This window comes from Flavipsychrobacter stenotrophus (assembly GCF_002954265.1).
Lineage (GTDB): Bacteria > Bacteroidota > Bacteroidia > Chitinophagales > Chitinophagaceae > Flavipsychrobacter > Flavipsychrobacter stenotrophus.
Genome location: NZ_PPSL01000002.1, coordinates 209,676 through 227,539, shown reverse-complemented (window position 1 = coordinate 227,539; position 17,864 = coordinate 209,676). Strand labels below are relative to the sequence as shown.

The window sequence follows — 17,864 nt, the reverse complement described above, 5'->3', positions numbered from 1 at the left end:
GGCATAGCTGATATTATAGATCCTGCCAGTTGGCAGGATCTATAATATAGATGGGCGGACTATCTAGTATGGACTAATGACTATGTACTAAAAAAGGGATCGCTCGATTACCGTGACTATCGCTAGTCATCAGGTAATACATGCCGGGTGGGAGATCATTCCCCAAGTCAATGGATTGCTCAATTGCCTTGCCTGTGTGGTTGATAGTAGACGTATACACAGATTGACCGAGTACGTTTTTCACATCAACACTAACGCTGCCGGATTTGCCATCATGGATAATACCCTTTAGTGTGAAATGCCCGTTATTGGGGTTAGGGTAGATAGTGAAACTAGCCGATTGTGTTGCCAGGTCTTCTACAGCCAGTTTTCCCGTGCTGATGTAGATGATGTTGCTGGTATCAAAATCGGGCACGGCACAGTAACCGTTGCTATGCATGATGCAATAGAAAGTGTCGGGGCCATACATTGCTTGCTGGTAGAAGTTGTTAGTCTCACCGGCAATAGGCCCGTGGTTATTGTACCACTGAAATGTAGGTGCTGTGCCACTGTAAGTAAGGTTGCTGAACAATGTGATGATCTGGCTCCAGTAGGCTACAACAGTGTCCGGGTCTGCATGTATGTGTATGTAGGGCCTGAAGCTGGGTATTACCGTTAGGGGAATATCTACATGAGATGTAACGGGGAAAGCGCATGGGTCATTGCTGGTCAATACACAGGTAACAAAATCGCCTGTTACAGGGATGTAGGCAAACATGGTGCCGGTCCACATGTAGACACCGTTTACATACCATTTGAAAACAGGTGCAGTTCCTCCGTTAGTAGCGGTGGCAGAAAACGTCATGGTCAATCCCGCGCAAATAGTGTCGCCGGAGTGGGTTACATGTACCAACGGCAAAATCGGTGGCAGTACGGTCATGATAATCGTATCTGATTTGGCCAGCAACATGCCGCCATTGGCGGTGTCAATTATATTGCAGATCACGGTATCCTGATTATGGACAGTTGTAGACGCATATGTGGCTGAGTTGGTGCCAACAGGCAGGTTATTTACAAACCACTTGTACACGTAAGTATAATAAGCTTGTGTAGGATGTGCAGTGAATGTAGCCGCGGTATTACCACATAGCACAGGGCTTGGGGCCACACTTATGTGGAATGTATCGACCTTGTATATCTGCCGTATACGGTGTCCCCAGGGCGATCCGCTTGGGCCTTGTATACCTTTGTCGGTGATGTACATATTCCCTCTTTTGTCAAAGCAAATTTGTGATGGGTAGTTAAAGCGGGCAGTTGTAGCAGGTCCGCCGTCACCTGCAAATCCCGCACTTATACTTCCTGCATAAGTAGAAATGATACCTGCGGGGTTTATCCTTCTTATTTTGTGTACATTTTGTTCTGTAAGGTAAAGGTTGCCTGCGGTATCGAATCTGAGCCCTGCTGTTCCGTTAAGCCTTGCCGCGGAAGCGGGGCCGCCATCGCCGGTAGAGCCAGAGGAAGCAGGGCCTAATCCTGCATAGGCTGTAATAATACCTGCAGTATTTACCTTACGCACGGTAAAGCTGTTTTTTTCCGCGATATACATATTTCCTGCCGCGTCAAATGCTATATCAGATATGCCATCAAAAGAAGCCGCTGTTGCCTGGCCGCCGTTGCCGGCATTACCTAGTGCGCCATTGCCGGCTACGGTAGATATGATTCCTGCGGTATTTACCTTGCGCACTTTAGTATTGCCATCAGCTATATACAAATTGCCTGCTGCATCATATGCAAGGCCACTTACCGACCCCAGCCCCGCATCGGTAGCCGGTCCGCCATCTCCACCAACCGGCACAAAGGCATGTGTACCCGCTATAGTTGAAATAATACCTGCGGAGTTGATCTTTCTCACCACTTTGTTGCCGGCATCGCCAATAATGAGATTACCTGCCGGGTCCATGATTATTGCTGTAGGTGCAGCCAATGAAGCCGCCGTAGCAGGGCCGCCATCGCCGCCATATACAGGCACCCCATTGCCACAAATTGTGGTTATGATACCATTGCGTGTCACTTTTTTAACTACATGGTTGGCATTGTCTGTAAAGTAGAGGATACCGTTTGTATCAACAAAAACAGCGTAAGGGCAGCCTAAACCCGCAATTTTTGCCGGTCCGCCGTCACCCACAAATGCACTGCTGTAAACACCTGTTCCGGCTATAGTCCTTATTATCTGGGCATTAGCGGTAAAGGAGCATATTATCAGTAGGATAAGACCAGGTAATGTATATCGGGCATTAGTCATAAGGACATTTTAAAAATATAGGTTATATCAACAAAAATACCAATAAAATCTCATTCTTCTGTCATAAGAAGGTTAGGAAACAGTACAATTATGCATGATGATTAGCATTTAGTTAATAATTTTCGCCGTATATAAATGTTTAGACGCGGTTGTCGCAGGGATGGGGCGCAAAGAACCTCAAAGGGTATTTTTCGTGTTTGAGCACGCAATGAGTTGGCGTATAAAACTATCTTGGTAGCAGTATAATAAAGGAAAATTGAAAAGACCGCCGTGGTGGCGATCTTTTCAATTTATAAAAAATGATTTGTCTTATTTAAGAATAGCGGGTGGTTCCATTACAGTGCCGCATTTTTTGCAGGTACGTTTATGTTCATCCGCATAAAAAGCTTCCATTACAGGTGGCAGTTGTTTTACTATGTCAGATACATTCATAAACTCTTCGTATAGCTTCTCGCTACAGTTCTCGCAAAACCACATAAAACCGTCTACCTCGCTTGCATCGCGTTTCTTTTCTATCACGAGACCTATTGTACCCGGCCCGCGTTGCGGATTGTGCGGCACTTTGCCCGGCAGCAGAAACATATCGCCCTGCTTAATTGGGACCGTAACTATTTTGCCATCTTCAACTATGCGAACGGCTACATCGCCCTCCAGCTGGTAGAATAGTTCTTCACTGTTATTGAAATGAAAATCTTTGCGGCTGTTTGGCCCGCCTACTATCATTACAATGAAATCACCCGCTTCTTTATAAACATTCTGATTGCCGACAGGTGGCTTTAGCAGGTGGCGGTTATCTTCTATCCACTGGGTAAGATTGAACGGGCGCTGGATCATAAAAGTCAAAAGTTAAAACTAAAAAGTGTTTCCTGAAAAGTAAATTACCCTTACTGCTGCAATGCATTATTTCCTGCTCAATACTTTCATTTTCACGGTTTCAATACGAGTATCGGTCACCAGCAGAATGTCAAATTCGTAATCGTCGAGTATGATCTGTTCCTTGATCTTTGGTATCGTCTCGTGCCCGGCAATGATGTAGCCAGATAAAGTTTCTGATTGCTCAGTAGGGAACTCGAATCCATACTTTTCATTAAGGTAGTCGAGCTCCAGCCTGCCTGAGAAGATGTACTCATTTTCCGCCAGTTGTTTCTCCACGTGCTCTTCAATGTCGTATTCATCATTGATGTCGCCGAATATTTCCTCCAGCACATCTTCCATAGTTACTATTCCGGCTGTACCGCCAAACTCGTCTACCACCCATGCTATGCTCTTGCGCTCTTTGGTAAACCTGTTCATAAGGTCTACAGCACTCATAGCCTCGGGTATAGCAGTGATAGTGTGCAAGATCTCTTTTACTTCACCGGGTCTTCTGTTAAGGTCCAGGTGGTGTATATAGCCCACAATGTCGTCGATAGTGTCGTTATAAACAATGATCTTGGACAGTTTGGTCTGGATGAATTTTTGTCTAGCTTCCTCTACCGTGGTGGTGTTAATGTCAATGGCTTCCACCTCATTGCGGGGAACCATACATTTACGGATACGCACGTTTACAAGGTAGAGTGCATTTTCAAACAGTTCGGCATTTACTTCCCCGTTCTCATTTTCATGGCCATGCATGCCTTGCTTTACAAATACTTCAAGATCTACGCGGTTAAATACCTGCTTATTCTCTTTAATCTTCACATTGAAGAGATATTTAAGTATAAATTCTGAAATAGAAACGAATACCTTGGCAATGGGGAAGAACAGGTAATACATGAGCAGCATGGGTACTGCGAATATGGTAAGTACTACCTCTGCCTTAGACCTGAAGATGGCTTTGGGAAGAAACTCTGCGAAGATGAGGATAACCACGGTGGCAATAAGTGTGTCAACTGCCAGTTTTGGATATTCAGAGAGGTGTATGCTGTAATTCTTCAAGATGAGTTCTGTGGTCTGTGAGAGCAACAGACCATAAATAACAACTAATACATTGACGCCAACAAGGCTGGTGCCGATAAATTCAGAGGGGTTCTCCATAAACCTTGCCAGTATCTGCCCGGAGAATTTGCCTTGTTTTTTCCTGAGTTCGATGTTGAGCTTGTTTGCCGATATGAATGCGATCTCTGTACCGGCGAAAAAGCCGATCAGTAGTATGCATCCTAGTATATACAGCAGTAAATGGGAAATGGTCATATTGGTCCAAAGATAATAAACCTAATTTACTTAGTGCTCAATTGGTGAGTTAAGTACAAACTATGTTTACAGGGTTGTATAGAAAACACGTGCCAGTGTAAAATAGACGTGCGCAGCTACAATTTCTTAATGGTGGTGGGGCCGGAGGTATGAAGATATTTAAAAAAATGTCTTAGTTTTGCCCAAATTGACTACTGCTTGTTAGGTAAATTAAGAGATATAATTGTTGCTGTAATTGATTTTTGCCATAAACCCTTTGCAAAAATTATACCCACACAAACTTTCAGGTACATAGCCTGCGGAGGTGCTAATACCGTAGCCGGCCTGCTTATCTATTCCGTTGTTTTCGTGCGGATATTGCACCAGGCTGAATATGTTCATATTGTTGGAGACCTTCATATTACCAGCCGTATTGCTGCGTGGGCTGTTCAATTCCTATTTTGTTTGCCTGTCGGTTTCTTACTTTCCAGCTATGTTGTTTTTCCTGAATCTCAGATACATGGCCGGGTGCAGCTGTTCAGGTATATAATGTCTACATTGATATTTTTGTTGATGTCTTACGTGCTGACAAAGGTTTTTGCCATTATCATGCCGATAGTAAGAGCAGATATTGCCAATATATTTGTTGCTATGATCACAACAGTGCTAAGTTACCTTACGCAGCGGTTCTTTACTTTTAAAATCACCCCTGAAGCAGCTATTGAGGTGAGTGAAGAAGAAGTAGAAGAGGAAGTGATCGTTGATTAATGACATTTTTAGATATAGAGAGCGGGTTATTGAAGTAATTCAATAACCCGCTTTTGTTTGTATGAAACAGGGTGGTGGAGTCTGACCAATGATAATAGATACGTGTTTATTGACTAGTTTTTTGTTGCCAATAACGCCTTTTACTAACGGTAATTTTCAATCACGTTCTGTTGCCAGTTGCCTATGATCTGTAAATGAAAAGCGGGTGTCTCATATGATGAGACACCCGCCTGAGTGATTTTAGGTAGTGTAATATTGATTACTTTTCTATAAAGTACATAACAACAGGGAAGTGATCACTGAAACCGTTGTCCCAAACACGATTGACAGTGAAAGACCTGTGCGGAAGGCCTCTGTCCTTACCCAGTGAGTTTTTCAGGAACTCCCTGTTAAAGATTTCCTGACGGAGGTACTGCCATTTGTTATTAGCATTATTTACGAATGCGCCTGATATCATTATCTGATCTATCAGATTCCACTCACCTCTAAAGCTTTCTGTACCCAGGCCATTTTTGTACATATTGATCCATGGGTTGTAAATGTCGGTAGCTGTAAGGTCTTTTCTGAAGGCATGTGCTTTTAATACATTGATCACCCCGTCTGATGTAGGGTTATCATTCAAGTCGCCCATAAGCAGGATCTTGTTGTTGGGATTTGCCTTTTGTATAGAGTCAATGATGTTTTTATCTGTTTGAGCAGCCAACCTACGACCCGGTGCGCTTCCCGCCTCACCACCACTCTTTGATGGCCAGTGATTTACTAATACGTGGATTGTATCACCTGCAAGAATGCCACAAACGTATAATATGTCTCTTGTAGGCCTCTTTTTCCCTATGGTTTCCAGCGGAATATGATAAGGCTGAGCATGGAGTACCTTGAAATATTTAGGGTTGTACATCATGGCAGTGCTGATGCCGCGCTCGTCGGGCGTTGGGAAGCAGATAACCTGATAGTTGCGGCTTTTCAGCTCGGGCTCTTTAGCCAGATCTTTTAATACGCCTTCATTCTCTACTTCAGCGATACCTATAATAGCCGGACCGTCGGGGGTAACATCGGTACCGAGCTTGCTTAATGCTGTAGCGATATTGTGTTTTTTTGCGGAATACACCTCCATTGTATAGCCATACGGACCAGTGGGGGTGAAGTCTTCATCCTGTTTTGCTGGGTTATCTTCTGTATCAAAGAAATTCTCCACATTATAAAAACCTATGGCAATAACCTTGTGATGTTCCTTCTGTGCAAATGCCGCAAATCCTGAAACTGCAATAAGTGCTGTGAGTAATGATTGTTTTATCACGTATGTTTTTTTGCAAAGGAAATTAAAATCCCAGCACTTTTGCTGTATGAGGTATATTATAATATAGAAATGACATGCCTTTAACAATAACTTAACCCCTATTGCGCTTTTACTGAACGGAGTATCTTACTTTTGCTGCTTGTTTTAAAGTAATTCACTTAGGTATTATAAATTTGTTTATGCTGAAATTGAAGAGTTTATTAATAATCATGCTCATGCTTTGTTCCGCTGCTTATGCCCAGAAGGGCAAGAAGTACGGAACAGTGAAAGGTAAGCTTATAAATGCAGCAACAAAAGCGGCATTCAGCGAACTAAATGTCTCAGTTCCCACAATTAAAGCATTTACCATTTCTACAGGTGACGGCTCATTTGTTATCAACGAGCTCCCTTACGGTAGCTATGATATAGTAATAGCAGGTGAATATGCTGTGAGTAAGACAGTGAAAGTGAATGTGAACAGTGAGAATGTAGATGCAGGCACGATAGAAATTACGCCGTCTTCTACCAAGACAGAAATGGAGAATCAGATACCTACAATAGCGGTAGACGATGCGACAGGGGTAGATGCTGATGATGATAATAACAACAGTGACAATGGCCAGAACATGATGGGCTATTTTACACCGGCACAAGACCAGTTCCTTTTTAATACCACACGTACCTTCGGCAGCTACCGTTTCAGGCCAAGAGGTATTAATGTAGGTGAGACCCAGTTCAATGGTTTTGACATCAGGGATGTAGCAAGAGGATGGAGTTCGTTTGCTGCTTTTGGTGGATTGAATGACGTGCTGAGGAGCAGGAATGTAGTATATGGTATCAAACCGGCTGATTTCTCATTTGGCGCACCTAATGGAAGCACCAATTACATAGATGCAACAGCGGCATCTCAGCGCAAAGGAACAAGTGTATCTTATGCGGCTAGTAATCGCTCTTACCGCAACAGATTGATGGTCACTCATAATTCAGGCCTTCTGAAAAATGGCTGGGCCTATTCGTTGTCATTCTCTAAGCGTTGGGCACAGGAAGGGTATTATGATGGTACTTTTTACAATGGCTATTCGTTCTTCGGCAGCGCCAGCAAGACATTTAAGAAAGGAATACTCAGTTTAACTACTATAGGCTCGCCAACATCAAGAGGGCTTGTGTCAACGGCTATAGAAGAGACATACGAACTGGCAGGTGATCATAAATATAACCCATCGTGGGGCTACCAGAATAATGGCGCAGATAAGCGCAGCGGAAGAACATCTTATGTTTTCCAGCCAATAACCGTAGCTAACTACACACACAATTTTTCTGACCGCACCCGTTGGAATACATCACTGGGTTACCAGTTTGGGCAGAATACAAGGGGCGGTATAGATTTCTACAATGGTTATAACCCAGCTCCTGATTATTATCGTAATCTGCCGGGCTACTATATTAACGGTATACTTACTCCAAACCCTACCGTTGCTGCCGCAGTAACCGCACAGTATGAAGCTAATCCTAACCAGATGCAGATACAGTGGGATAACCTGTATCAGGCGAACTACATGAACTTCAGGACCATTGAAAATGCAAATGGTAGTGGTTCATCAGTAACAGGTCTCCAGTCTATCTACGTATTCAGCAACCAGGTTGATAATATGAACAAATTTTCGTTCAACAGTACTATCGACCATTCTGTGAACGAGCACCTGAACGTGCAGGGAGGAATAAAAGTAATGAAGCAGTCGGATGAGTTTTATAAAGAAGTTACAGACCTTATGGGTGGCGACTACTATGTGAATTTCAACCAGTTTGCAGCACAGGCTTCTCCGGGTAATGCTAATGTTATACAGAACGACCTCAACCACATCAACCAGATCATTAAGAAAGGTGATAAATACGGTTACGACTATACTTTGAACATGCTTGAGTCTCATGTATGGGCACAGGGAGTATACAATGTAAAGCAATTCAATTTCTTTGCAGCGGTTGACCTGGGTAATACTTCATTCAGCAGAGATGGTAAAACTAAGAGTGGTATCTTCCCTGGTGATTCTTATGGTAAGAGTGATGATCACAGCTTCATGACATTTGCAGGTAAAGGTGGTATACGCTATCAGCCTAATGCAAAGAATGTGTTCTTTGCCAATGCGAGCATAGGACAGTATGCACCTAATGTACACAACACCTTTATTTCTGAGCGTACAAGAAACACAGCTGTAAATAACCCAGTAGTAGCTCTTTCTTCAGGACTGGAAGCAGGTTACCAGTTTAAATCTACTGCCTTCGTTGCTACGTTTACAGGGTATGTAAATGATGTGACGAACGCTACAACTATTACGAGATTTTTTAATGATGATCCGGACATTCAGTCTTATGTAAACTATGTAATGCAGAATGTAGCTACCCGCTCAATAGGTGGTGAGTTGTCATTGAGCTACAAGATCAATGAATCATTTACGCTGAATGGTAATGCGGCGGTAGGACAGACCTTCTATACCAACAGACCTACAGTATCTATTTATCAGGATAACAATCCGGCGGCTACTATTACTTCTAAGACGGTGTATATTGAGAACTTTTATGTTGCCTCAGGTCCGCAGTCTGTATACACAGCAGGGCTTACTTACCGCCCGGGCTACAATACCCGCCTTGGTTTCAATGTTAACTACATGGACCGTAATTATGTAGGTATCAATCCAGAGCGCCGTACTACACTGGCTGTAGACATGGTAGACAGGGGTAGTGCACAGTGGGATGCGATCACCGCGCAGGAAAAACTGCCTTCAGCATTTACCGTAGATGTGAACGCCGGCAAGACATGGAACTCATCTAAATGGACAAAGCGTGTATTGAAGAAAGGAAGCACACTGGCGTTGAACGTAAGTGTAAGCAACCTGTTGAATAATACCGACATCAAGCTGATAGGCTACGAGCAGCTGAGATATGATTACAAATACAACAATGCCAATAAATTCCCTAACAAATATACTTATGCAATGGGCCTTAATTTCTTAGCCGGTCTTAGCTTAAGGTTCTAAAAATTATTTAATCAGCAACAAATAAAATTATTTATATGAAATTCGTTCGTTTGTCATTGTGCGTATTGTCAGCAAGTCTTTTACTCAGCTCATGTTTTAAGAAAACATACGATAGCCCGCTTGATACCAGCCAGTATGATCCAAACCTGCCTGTGCAGGCATCATTGAAACAGATCTCTAACATTGGCCAGGCGCTAGGTTCGGGCCATTCAAGGGTGATGGGTGATACTACGGTGTATGGTATAGTAGTAGCTGATGATAAGTCTGGTAACTACTACAAGCAGATCATCATAGAAGATACTTCATTCGGTGGCGTGGTATTGTACATGGACAAGTCATATATCTACAATGATTACCCTGCAGGCCGCAAGATCTATGTAAAGTTGAAAGGCCTTACACTTGCCAATTACAATGGCTTGCCGGAGATAGTATATTCTGCTGACCAGGCAGGTAACACAGTGCCTATTCCTTCAGGTCTTTTGGGTAACTACATTGTAAAGGGTAACTACCCGAATAACACTGTTCAGGCTCGTGATGTTACTATTGATCAGGTAAAATCAAATCCGTTCGCTTACCTCAATACGTTGGTGAAAATATCTAACGTGCAGTTCCAGTTAACTTCTGCCGGCACCTCTTATGCATTACCAAGTGCTACAGCATCGGCTACCAACAGGGTTATTGAAAGTTGTGATCATTCTGTTACCGCAACTGTCCGCACCAGCGGCTACTGCAATTTTCAGCCGTATCTTACACCTACAGGCAATGGTACTGCTACTGCAATCGTATCTGTGTATGGTAGTTTGCAATTGATCATCAGGGATACTACTGATATAAACATGACAGGTACACGCTGCAATTAATTAGCGGTATAGTTAGTAATAATTAAATAATGTTAAAACGTAACGGGTCGGTTTTTTTTGAGATTTACCCGTTACCTTTGTCCAATCTTAAACATAAAATACAGACAGATGAAAAAAATTCTTCTACTCTCTTCAATGGTTGTTTTATCCCTAGCAGCCAATGCCCAGTACGGCCTTAGTGGCTTTGCTCCTTACACTCAGAATTTTGATGCGATTGGTGCAGGCCTGCCAACGGGTTGGAATGTATACAGCGGCGCGAGCATGACTTTCGGCGGTACACTTGAAACATTCAGCGGTTCTACAAGTTATGGTATATTCAATGACACTACTTGCGCTACTTCAGCAGTAGTAGGTGGTGGTTTTAAGAATTATGCATCTGCTAACGCGGTAACTTCAGGAACGTCTTGCACATTGCAGCAGAGCGAAACCAACAGGGCTATGGGTGTTCGTCAGGTTTCTCCTTCTAACGCTTCTCATCCAAATCTTGATTCCGGTGCTTCTTTCGTTTTTCAGGTAGCTAACACAGGTGGCATCAGCGCATTGGGTTGCACTTTTAAGTTGCAGTCTTTGGATGTATCAAGCCCTCGTGTAACTACATGGAGATTGCAGTATAAGATAGGTGCAGCAGGTACATGGACAGGCGTTACTCCTACATCAGGTACTATGACTACAGGCGGTAATCTATTCAGCAACAACACTATCACTGCCAGTTTCGGTGCTGCACTAGACAACCTGTCTTCTAATGTTTACTTCCGTATAGTTACTATCGATTTCTCTTCCGGAACAGGTAATCGCCCAAGTACTGCTATTGATGATTTCACTCTTACATGGACTGGTAAAGCAGGTATCAATGATGTAGCTTCTCAGGGTACATTGCCATTAAGCGTTACTAATGCTTCTACTTCTGCAATCGGTTTCAATTTCGATGCTGAAGATGCAGGTAACTACACTATTGTTTTGACTGACATGGTAGGGCGCAAGGTAGCTACTCAGAACGTAGACGTAGTACATGGCAACCAGAACGTAGCGTTCAACGGTTTGTCTTTGACACCGGGTATGTACATTGCTAAGATCAGCAATGGTGTTACTTCAGGTATCACTAAGGTTATTGTTCAGTAATCAACTAATAATCTAATTGAAAGAGGGCGTCTCCAAAAGAGACGCCCTCTTTCAATTTCGCCACTATTGCTAAACAGAACTTTATAAAGGTGTATTTTTGACATTCAATTTTTTTGAACTAATAGTGATGAAAAGAAATATTTTCAGGCTTGCGCTTTGTGCGATAGCGCTGGTATGCAATACTGCGGTACACAGCCAGATAAAGATATTGTTTGATGCTACTAAGGCAGAGTCTGCAGGTAATGCCGACTGGGTAGTAGATGCTGATGTGAGGAATATAGACTGGTACCCTGATGCACAGATAGGTACGGGTACTTTTTATACATCAAGTAATGCGCAACGTGTGCCAACACCTGCACAAAGCGGAATAACCGCATCATCACTCGAATCATACTGGTCTGGCGGCTTATCTGCCTGGGCTGTTGACTGTGCGAAGAGGGGATATACAGTAGAAAGCCTTCCTTACAATGGGCAGATAACGTATAGTAATACAGCCAATCCGCAGGATCTGGTCAACTATAAAGTGTTTGTCATAGACGAACCGAATATTCCATTTACGGCAGCTGAAAAAACAGCAATCATGCAGTTTGTACAGAATGGCGGAGGTTTGTTTATGGTCTCTGACCACAATAACAGCGACCGTAACGGCGATAGCTGGGATTCTCCGAATATATGGAACGATCTCTTGTCTAATAACAGCGTGCAGAATTACCCCTTTGGTATCTACTTCGACCTGGATGATATTTCGGGTACTTCGACCAATATTAGTGCCGCGGCTACTGATTCTATCATAAACGGCCCTATGGGCACTGTAAGTCGGGTACAATGGGCCAATGGCACCACTATGACGCTTGCGCCATCACTGAACAGTACTGTAAAAGGAGTGGTTTTTAAGACAGGGACTACCCCCGGCAATGCAGGTGCTATGGTTGCTTATGCCAGATATGGTGCAGGAAAGGTAGCCGCACTGGGAGATAGCTCGCCTACGGATGATGGTACGGGTAACCCTGCCTGTAGCCTGTATCCCGGTTACCTGGGAGACGCGCTGGGCAACCACCGGTTGCTGATCATGAATATGACCATATGGCTGGCAGGCATATCGCATGTGGGAGTAGATGAGGTTTCAGGCAACAGCGGCCGCATAAATGTATTTCCAAATCCTGCAACTGATGTTATCAATATATCAACGGGTAAGGTGCTTACCAATACATCAATAAATATTTATAATTTCGCAGGGCAATTGGTAGTTAGGCAAACGGTAGGAGAATTTACCGCTGCTAATGATCAGTCTTTTTCTTTGCCGGCCGGAGCCTACATAGTAACGGTGCAGAGCAATGAAGGGTTGCAAACTTCAAGGTTTACCGTATATTAGTCGAAAATAACTTTATGATAAAGAGGATATCAGTAGCAATAGCAATTATCTGTTCTTTGTTTTGTGGCGCTGCGACCACCTATGCCTGGGGCGTATGGGGGCACAGTAAAATAAACAGGGGTGCGATACTAGCCTTGCCACTCGAGGTGGGATTATTCTTTTATAATCATGCTGATTTCATCACAGAAGAATCTGTGGCGCCTGATATCCGTAAGTATACCATGGGCGATAAAACAGAGTTCCCCAGGCACTATATAGACCTTGAAAATTACAATTATACTACACCTGCCTCTATGCCCAAAACGCTTGATGCGGCTAAGGCAAAGTATGGTAAAGACAGTGTAGATAAGTTTGGTACACTACCATGGACGATACAGGAAGTGATGACCAAACTTACCGCTGCCATGAAGGCAAAGAATAAGTCGGAAATTCTCTTCTTGTCGGCCAACCTTGGCCATTATATTGGGGATGCGCATATGCCCTTGCATACCACCATTAATCATGATGGACAGTTAACAGGGCAGAAGGGTATACATGCACTATGGGAGTCGCATTTGCCTGAATTGTTTGGTAAGAACTACAGCCTGTACACAGCTGATGTGCACTACATAGACAATGTAGAAAAAGCCACCTGGGACATCATAGACAGCAGCCACAAGCTGATGATCCCATTGCTCTATAACGACAAGAAATTACGTAAAGATAAGCCGATAGAAATGCTCTATAAGCTGGGCACAAATGGCCAACCTGAAGAGAATAAGTACGGACAAAAGACCCATGCCTATGAGTATGCACATGTGTATCATGAACTGCTGGGAGGCATGGTAGAGAACCAGATGAGGGCGGCTATTTCGGCTACAGCCAGCTTCTGGTACACCGCCTGGGTAAACGCAGGTAAGCCCGATCTTACAGATCTTGATCCGAAGTATATAACTGAGCGCAACGAGAAGTTTTATAAGGAAGATGTAAAATACTTTAAGCAGGGAAAAGTGACCGGGTATAAAGTGACTAATGAGTATCAGTAGATAGTAGATAGTAGATAGTGTATAGTGGATGGTTGTGAGTAGAGAGCTTTGTTTAAGTAGTTGATGGTAGTTAGTGTATAGTAGACAGTGTTGAGGGTATTTTAATAACAATAGATTTTTGAAAAAGAGGTTACTTGATATAATTAGAAAACCACATTGTGCAGCATTGCGTAGTGTGTGTTTTTTTGTTAGTATGTTATTGTGTGGTGATGCAGGTGCACAGATAAATGTTGCAGGTGGGCAGACGGCCTCAGTGCTGGCGCAAAAGCTGGCGGGGCAGGGTGTTACTGTACTTAATGCCGTGTTGCGCTGCCCATCTCAAGCCAATGGATTATTTACTGTAGTGAGCAGTAATCTGGGATTGGACAGCGGTATAGTATTGACAACGGGCAGGGCAGAGTCGGTACTGGGTTCTTACGGTGTTAACGGTCCCTCAGACGCGTTGGCCAGCAGTCAGAATGGCACTCCGGGCGACTCTATGCTTAATGTGCTTTCCGGCCAATACACAAAGGATGCCTGCGGGCTTGACTTCGACGTAGTACCTGCGGGGGATACGGTGAGTATAGATTATGTGTTCAGCTCAGAAGAATATATAAGTGCGGTGTGCGGACCTTACAATGATGTGTTCGCATTCTTTATTTCAGGTCCCGGCATCACTGGTCTGGATAATATGGCAAAGGTGCCGGGAACAACTATTCCCGTTGCCATCAATTCTATAAACAATGGTATACCCGGTGCTTCGGGTAGTCTTGCGGGTTGCACATCAATGGGGCCCGGATCTCCGTTTACAGCATATTATAATGACAACATTTCGGGCACAAGCATTACCCACAAAGGCATGACCAAAGTGCTGAAGGCAATGCATGTGGTTAGCCCATGCGATACCTATCACTTCAGGATAGTTATCGCAGACGCCGGTAATGACAAATACGATTCAGGCGTGTTTCTGGAAGCCGGAAGTCTGAAGACCGGTGAATATAAGGTGCAGGCATTGGCAACCGCTGTGTTTGACGGGTTATCGCCCATCTGCATCAAGGGTTGCTTGCCGGGGCATTTCAAAGTGAAGAATGCTAAGGCGAAAGCCACACCACAGGTGGTGAGGTTTGCTACTACAGGTAGTGCGGTAAGTGGCGTAGACTACATACCTCTTGCCGATAGTGTGGTGATACCGGCATACGCTACTTATGCTGATGTGCCTGTGTATGGTATACCTACAGCTAGCAACGGAGCTAAGACTTTGGGTATTACAATTTATGCGCCATCCATCTGTAACAGTACCAGCTTTGCTGCTGACAGTGCCGTACTTACTATTTATGATACCATATATATTACCACACGACCTGCCGATACCATTGTATGCGGTAATGACAGCGTGCAGTTGCAGGTTATTGGCGACGGTATCTATAGCTATAGCTGGGTGCCGCTCACTGATCTATCGGGTGGCAACACAATGATACCTCTCGCGTTCCCAATGGTGAGCACTGTTTACACGGTCACTGCTACATTGCCGGGTACGTCGTGCCCTTTCAGAACAGCTACAGTAAACATTATTACAAGGTCTACGGCGGCCGTTACACTGGTAGCGGATACTCAGGTGTGCTACAACACATCTTTTCAGTTATCACCGGTTGTTGCACCTGTCAATTCTTTTTACAGCTATCAGTGGAATGGCCCCGGCGGATATACAAGTAGTGTTGAAAACCCTGTATTATCTGCGGGTGTGCCTGCCAATGCAGGCATCTACCACCTTACTGTTACCAATGACACCAATGGCTGCAAGGGTAGGGCAGACATAAATGTTGCCATCTTCACACCTCCGGCTCCTGTGGTTACTTCTCCGGCCTATTACTGTTTAAATAATCCGGCCATTGCACTTAATGCATACGGTAACGAGCTGCACTGGTATCTGCCTGACGGCACGATGGTATCGGGTGCTCCGGCACCTCCTGTTGATGCCATTGCACAATACCTGTATCACGTTACCAATGTGGTGAATAACTGTGAGAGCCCGCAGGCAGATGTGCAGGTAAAGGTGGAAAAGTGCTGTGATGGCAATGTATTTATTCCATCGGCTTTCTCTCCTAATGCGGACGGCCTTAATGATATATTCCGCGTGCAGGAAGATTTCTCTTACTCGCTGAAGACCATGTCGGTTTTTAATCGCTGGGGGCAGGTAGTATATAGTGGCAATGTAGGCGCATGGGATGGCACTACAGATAACGGGCCGGCCGATGCGGGTGTGTATTACTATAAAATAACCTTTGGCTGCATACTGGGTGGTACAATGGTGAAAACAGGCGATGTGACCCTTATTCGTTGATCTGCAAACTGATGCCTCTTTATAATTTTTATATACCTATCTTTGCCGACCCATTACAAGCGTTTAACAATGTCTTGTATGGGTAAGTTATCTTTTAAAAAGCTGAACTGATGCGATTCCTTAAGTTTTCTTTACTGGCTATTCTCTCTATCGTGGCCACCCATGCCCATGCCGGTAACAAGATCAAGTACTACTTCAACCACCCACCTGAGACGTCAGTTTCTACCGGTGTTGACGCCATAAACCTGAATGGCCGTATTGATGATACCCTTATTGCATATATCAATCGTGCTAAGTATACTCTTGATATTGCTGTTTATAATTTCACCTCATATTCCGGATCGGGAGATCTGAGCAATGTAGTTAATGCCATCAATGCCGCATATACACGCGGTGTAAAGATCCGTTGGATACATAATGGCACAACCGCTACCGCAAATACCGGCCTTACTACAGTGAACGCGGCAATCCCAAAGTTGGCAAGCCCAATCGGCAGTGCTTACAACATTATGCATGATAAATTTATGGTGGTTGATGGTCATTCGCCTAACCCTGATGAATCTATAGTGTGGACGGGATCTACCAACTGGTCGGTAGCGCAGTTCAATCAAGACTATGATAATGTGGTCATTGTGCAGGATTCTGCACTGGCGCATGCTTATATAGGAGAGTTTAACCAGATGTGGGGTGATACAGGTATGACTTATAATCTTACCAATTCTAAATTCGGACCGTACAAAGCCGACCTTGGCCGCCACAACTTTACAATAGATGGCAAGCAGGTAGAACTCTACTTTAGTCCATCAGATGGAACAAATAATAAAATAAAATCAGCTATTCTCACGGCAAATAAAGACCTGTATTTTGGAGTTTATACTATGACGGATAATGGTTGTGCCAACTCAATCGCAACAGTGAAAATGAATGGTGCTTATGTGGCAGGCATAGTTGATCAATATAGTAACTACAGTGGTAACGGCGCATATGCAACCCTGACAGCTAACCTGGGTAGCAATTTTATCACCTATACAGGCAGCGATCTTTACCATAATAAATATGTGGTAATAGATCCTTCAGATGCCTGCTCAGATCCTATGGTGCTTACCGGCTCTCATAACTGGACAAGTGCAGCCAATACCACAAACGATGAAAATACATTGATCATACATGATGCTACTGCTGCTAATATATACCTGCAGGCGTTCAGAGGTGATTTTTATGCACTGGGTGGCAGTCTTACCAAAGTATATGGTTGTACGAGTGGGGTAGATGAAGTGGGTGAGGAAAAAGCCAGGATGGCTGTTTATCCTAATCCATCTTCTGGTGACTTTACTATGACACTTGATCTGGCAGCACCGCAAAGCGTAACAGCATACATTACTGATATTAGCGGAAGATCAATAAATATTATAAATGATGAATGGCAACCGGCAGGAGTTATGAAGAAGACCCTCTCCGTGCCAGCGGCAGGTATATATATAGTTAAAATAATAACAAACGCTAGTGTTTATAACTATCAGATAATAAGGAACTAGAACAGATAGAAATATTAAATATTAATATTACAGGCGATTAATAATACTAGATAACAAAAAAATATTATTTTTACCGACCCAAGCATAATATTTTAATAATATTTACTTGTTGGTAATGCAATATA

At 43.7% G+C, this 17,864-nt stretch carries 12 protein-coding genes; 8 read left to right on the top strand and 4 right to left on the bottom strand.

Annotation, left to right across the window (positions count from 1 at the left end; genetic code table 11):
• Positions 1 to 73: 73 nt before the first annotated feature.
• The 3 genes from CJD36_RS06030 to CJD36_RS06020 form a co-directional block, all read right to left on the bottom strand.
• Positions 74 to 2,281 carry an NHL domain-containing protein gene (locus CJD36_RS06030; RefSeq protein WP_105038236.1) on the bottom strand — a complete coding sequence of 736 codons (2,208 nt, stop codon included), beginning with the start codon at positions 2,279 to 2,281 and terminating at the stop codon, positions 74 to 76.
• A 309-nt stretch (positions 2,282 to 2,590) separates the two neighbouring features.
• A complete protein-coding gene (locus tag CJD36_RS06025) occupies positions 2,591 to 3,115 on the bottom strand; it encodes a 3-hydroxyanthranilate 3,4-dioxygenase (RefSeq protein ID WP_205685564.1) in 525 nt (174 codons plus the stop codon).
• A 66-nt stretch (positions 3,116 to 3,181) separates the two neighbouring features.
• Positions 3,182 to 4,453 carry a hemolysin family protein gene (locus CJD36_RS06020; RefSeq protein WP_105038235.1) on the bottom strand — a complete coding sequence of 424 codons (1,272 nt, stop codon included), beginning with the start codon at positions 4,451 to 4,453 and terminating at the stop codon, positions 3,182 to 3,184.
• A gap of 198 nt (positions 4,454 to 4,651) precedes the next feature.
• Here CJD36_RS06020 and CJD36_RS06015 point away from each other — a divergent pair, with 198 nt between their 5' ends.
• Positions 4,652 to 5,200: a GtrA family protein gene (locus CJD36_RS06015; protein ID WP_161499221.1), complete on the top strand. Its 549-nt coding sequence runs from the start codon at positions 4,652 to 4,654 to the stop codon at positions 5,198 to 5,200.
• 259 nt (positions 5,201 to 5,459) lie between these two features.
• Here the strand turns inward: CJD36_RS06015 and CJD36_RS06010 are convergent, their stop codons facing one another.
• On the bottom strand, positions 5,460 to 6,497 hold the full coding sequence (locus tag CJD36_RS06010) for an endonuclease/exonuclease/phosphatase family protein (RefSeq protein ID WP_105038233.1): 1,038 nt from the start codon (positions 6,495 to 6,497) through the stop codon (positions 5,460 to 5,462).
• 179 nt (positions 6,498 to 6,676) lie between these two features.
• Between CJD36_RS06010 and CJD36_RS06005 the strand changes: the two genes are divergently transcribed.
• From CJD36_RS06005 to CJD36_RS05975, 7 genes are all read left to right on the top strand, one after another.
• Complete coding sequence (locus CJD36_RS06005; RefSeq protein ID WP_105038232.1) at positions 6,677 to 9,508, top strand: TonB-dependent receptor domain-containing protein; 2,832 nt, start codon at positions 6,677 to 6,679, stop codon at positions 9,506 to 9,508.
• A gap of 35 nt (positions 9,509 to 9,543) precedes the next feature.
• The gene (locus tag CJD36_RS06000; protein ID WP_133162520.1) at positions 9,544 to 10,368 is read left to right on the top strand and encodes a DUF5689 domain-containing protein; all 825 of its coding nucleotides are present in this window, start codon (positions 9,544 to 9,546) and stop codon (positions 10,366 to 10,368) included.
• A 108-nt stretch (positions 10,369 to 10,476) separates the two neighbouring features.
• A complete protein-coding gene (locus CJD36_RS05995; RefSeq protein ID WP_105038230.1) occupies positions 10,477 to 11,487 on the top strand; it encodes a T9SS type A sorting domain-containing protein in 1,011 nt (336 codons plus the stop codon).
• Positions 11,488 to 11,614: 127 nt separating this feature from the next.
• The gene (locus CJD36_RS05990) at positions 11,615 to 12,859 is read left to right on the top strand and encodes a T9SS type A sorting domain-containing protein (protein ID WP_105038229.1); all 1,245 of its coding nucleotides are present in this window, start codon (positions 11,615 to 11,617) and stop codon (positions 12,857 to 12,859) included.
• 14 nt (positions 12,860 to 12,873) lie between these two features.
• Positions 12,874 to 13,884, top strand: coding sequence for a zinc dependent phospholipase C family protein (locus tag CJD36_RS05985; protein ID WP_105038228.1), 1,011 nt, complete (start codon positions 12,874 to 12,876; stop codon positions 13,882 to 13,884).
• A 118-nt stretch (positions 13,885 to 14,002) separates the two neighbouring features.
• Positions 14,003 to 16,204, top strand: coding sequence for a choice-of-anchor L domain-containing protein (locus tag CJD36_RS05980; RefSeq protein ID WP_133162519.1), 2,202 nt, complete (start codon positions 14,003 to 14,005; stop codon positions 16,202 to 16,204).
• A gap of 110 nt (positions 16,205 to 16,314) precedes the next feature.
• Positions 16,315 to 17,739 (top strand): phospholipase D-like domain-containing protein, encoded by a 1,425-nt coding sequence (locus CJD36_RS05975; RefSeq protein WP_105038226.1) that lies wholly within the window; start codon positions 16,315 to 16,317, stop codon positions 17,737 to 17,739.
• Positions 17,740 to 17,864 lie beyond the last annotated feature (125 nt).

Coding starts and splice junctions, on each gene's coding strand:
- CJD36_RS05995 (WP_105038230.1), top strand. CDS start 10,477: ATGAAAAAAATTCTTCTACTCTCTTCAATGGTTGTTTTATCCCTAGCA.
- CJD36_RS06005 (WP_105038232.1), top strand. CDS start 6,677: ATGCTGAAATTGAAGAGTTTATTAATAATCATGCTCATGCTTTGTTCC.
- CJD36_RS06020 (WP_105038235.1), bottom strand. CDS start 4,453: ATGACCATTTCCCATTTACTGCTGTATATACTAGGATGCATACTACTG.
- CJD36_RS06025 (WP_205685564.1), bottom strand. CDS start 3,115: ATGATCCAGCGCCCGTTCAATCTTACCCAGTGGATAGAAGATAACCGC.
- CJD36_RS05975 (WP_105038226.1), top strand. CDS start 16,315: ATGCGATTCCTTAAGTTTTCTTTACTGGCTATTCTCTCTATCGTGGCC.
- CJD36_RS05990 (WP_105038229.1), top strand. CDS start 11,615: ATGAAAAGAAATATTTTCAGGCTTGCGCTTTGTGCGATAGCGCTGGTA.
- CJD36_RS06000 (WP_133162520.1), top strand. CDS start 9,544: ATGAAATTCGTTCGTTTGTCATTGTGCGTATTGTCAGCAAGTCTTTTA.
- CJD36_RS06030 (WP_105038236.1), bottom strand. CDS start 2,281: ATGACTAATGCCCGATATACATTACCTGGTCTTATCCTACTGATAATA.
- CJD36_RS05985 (WP_105038228.1), top strand. CDS start 12,874: ATGATAAAGAGGATATCAGTAGCAATAGCAATTATCTGTTCTTTGTTT.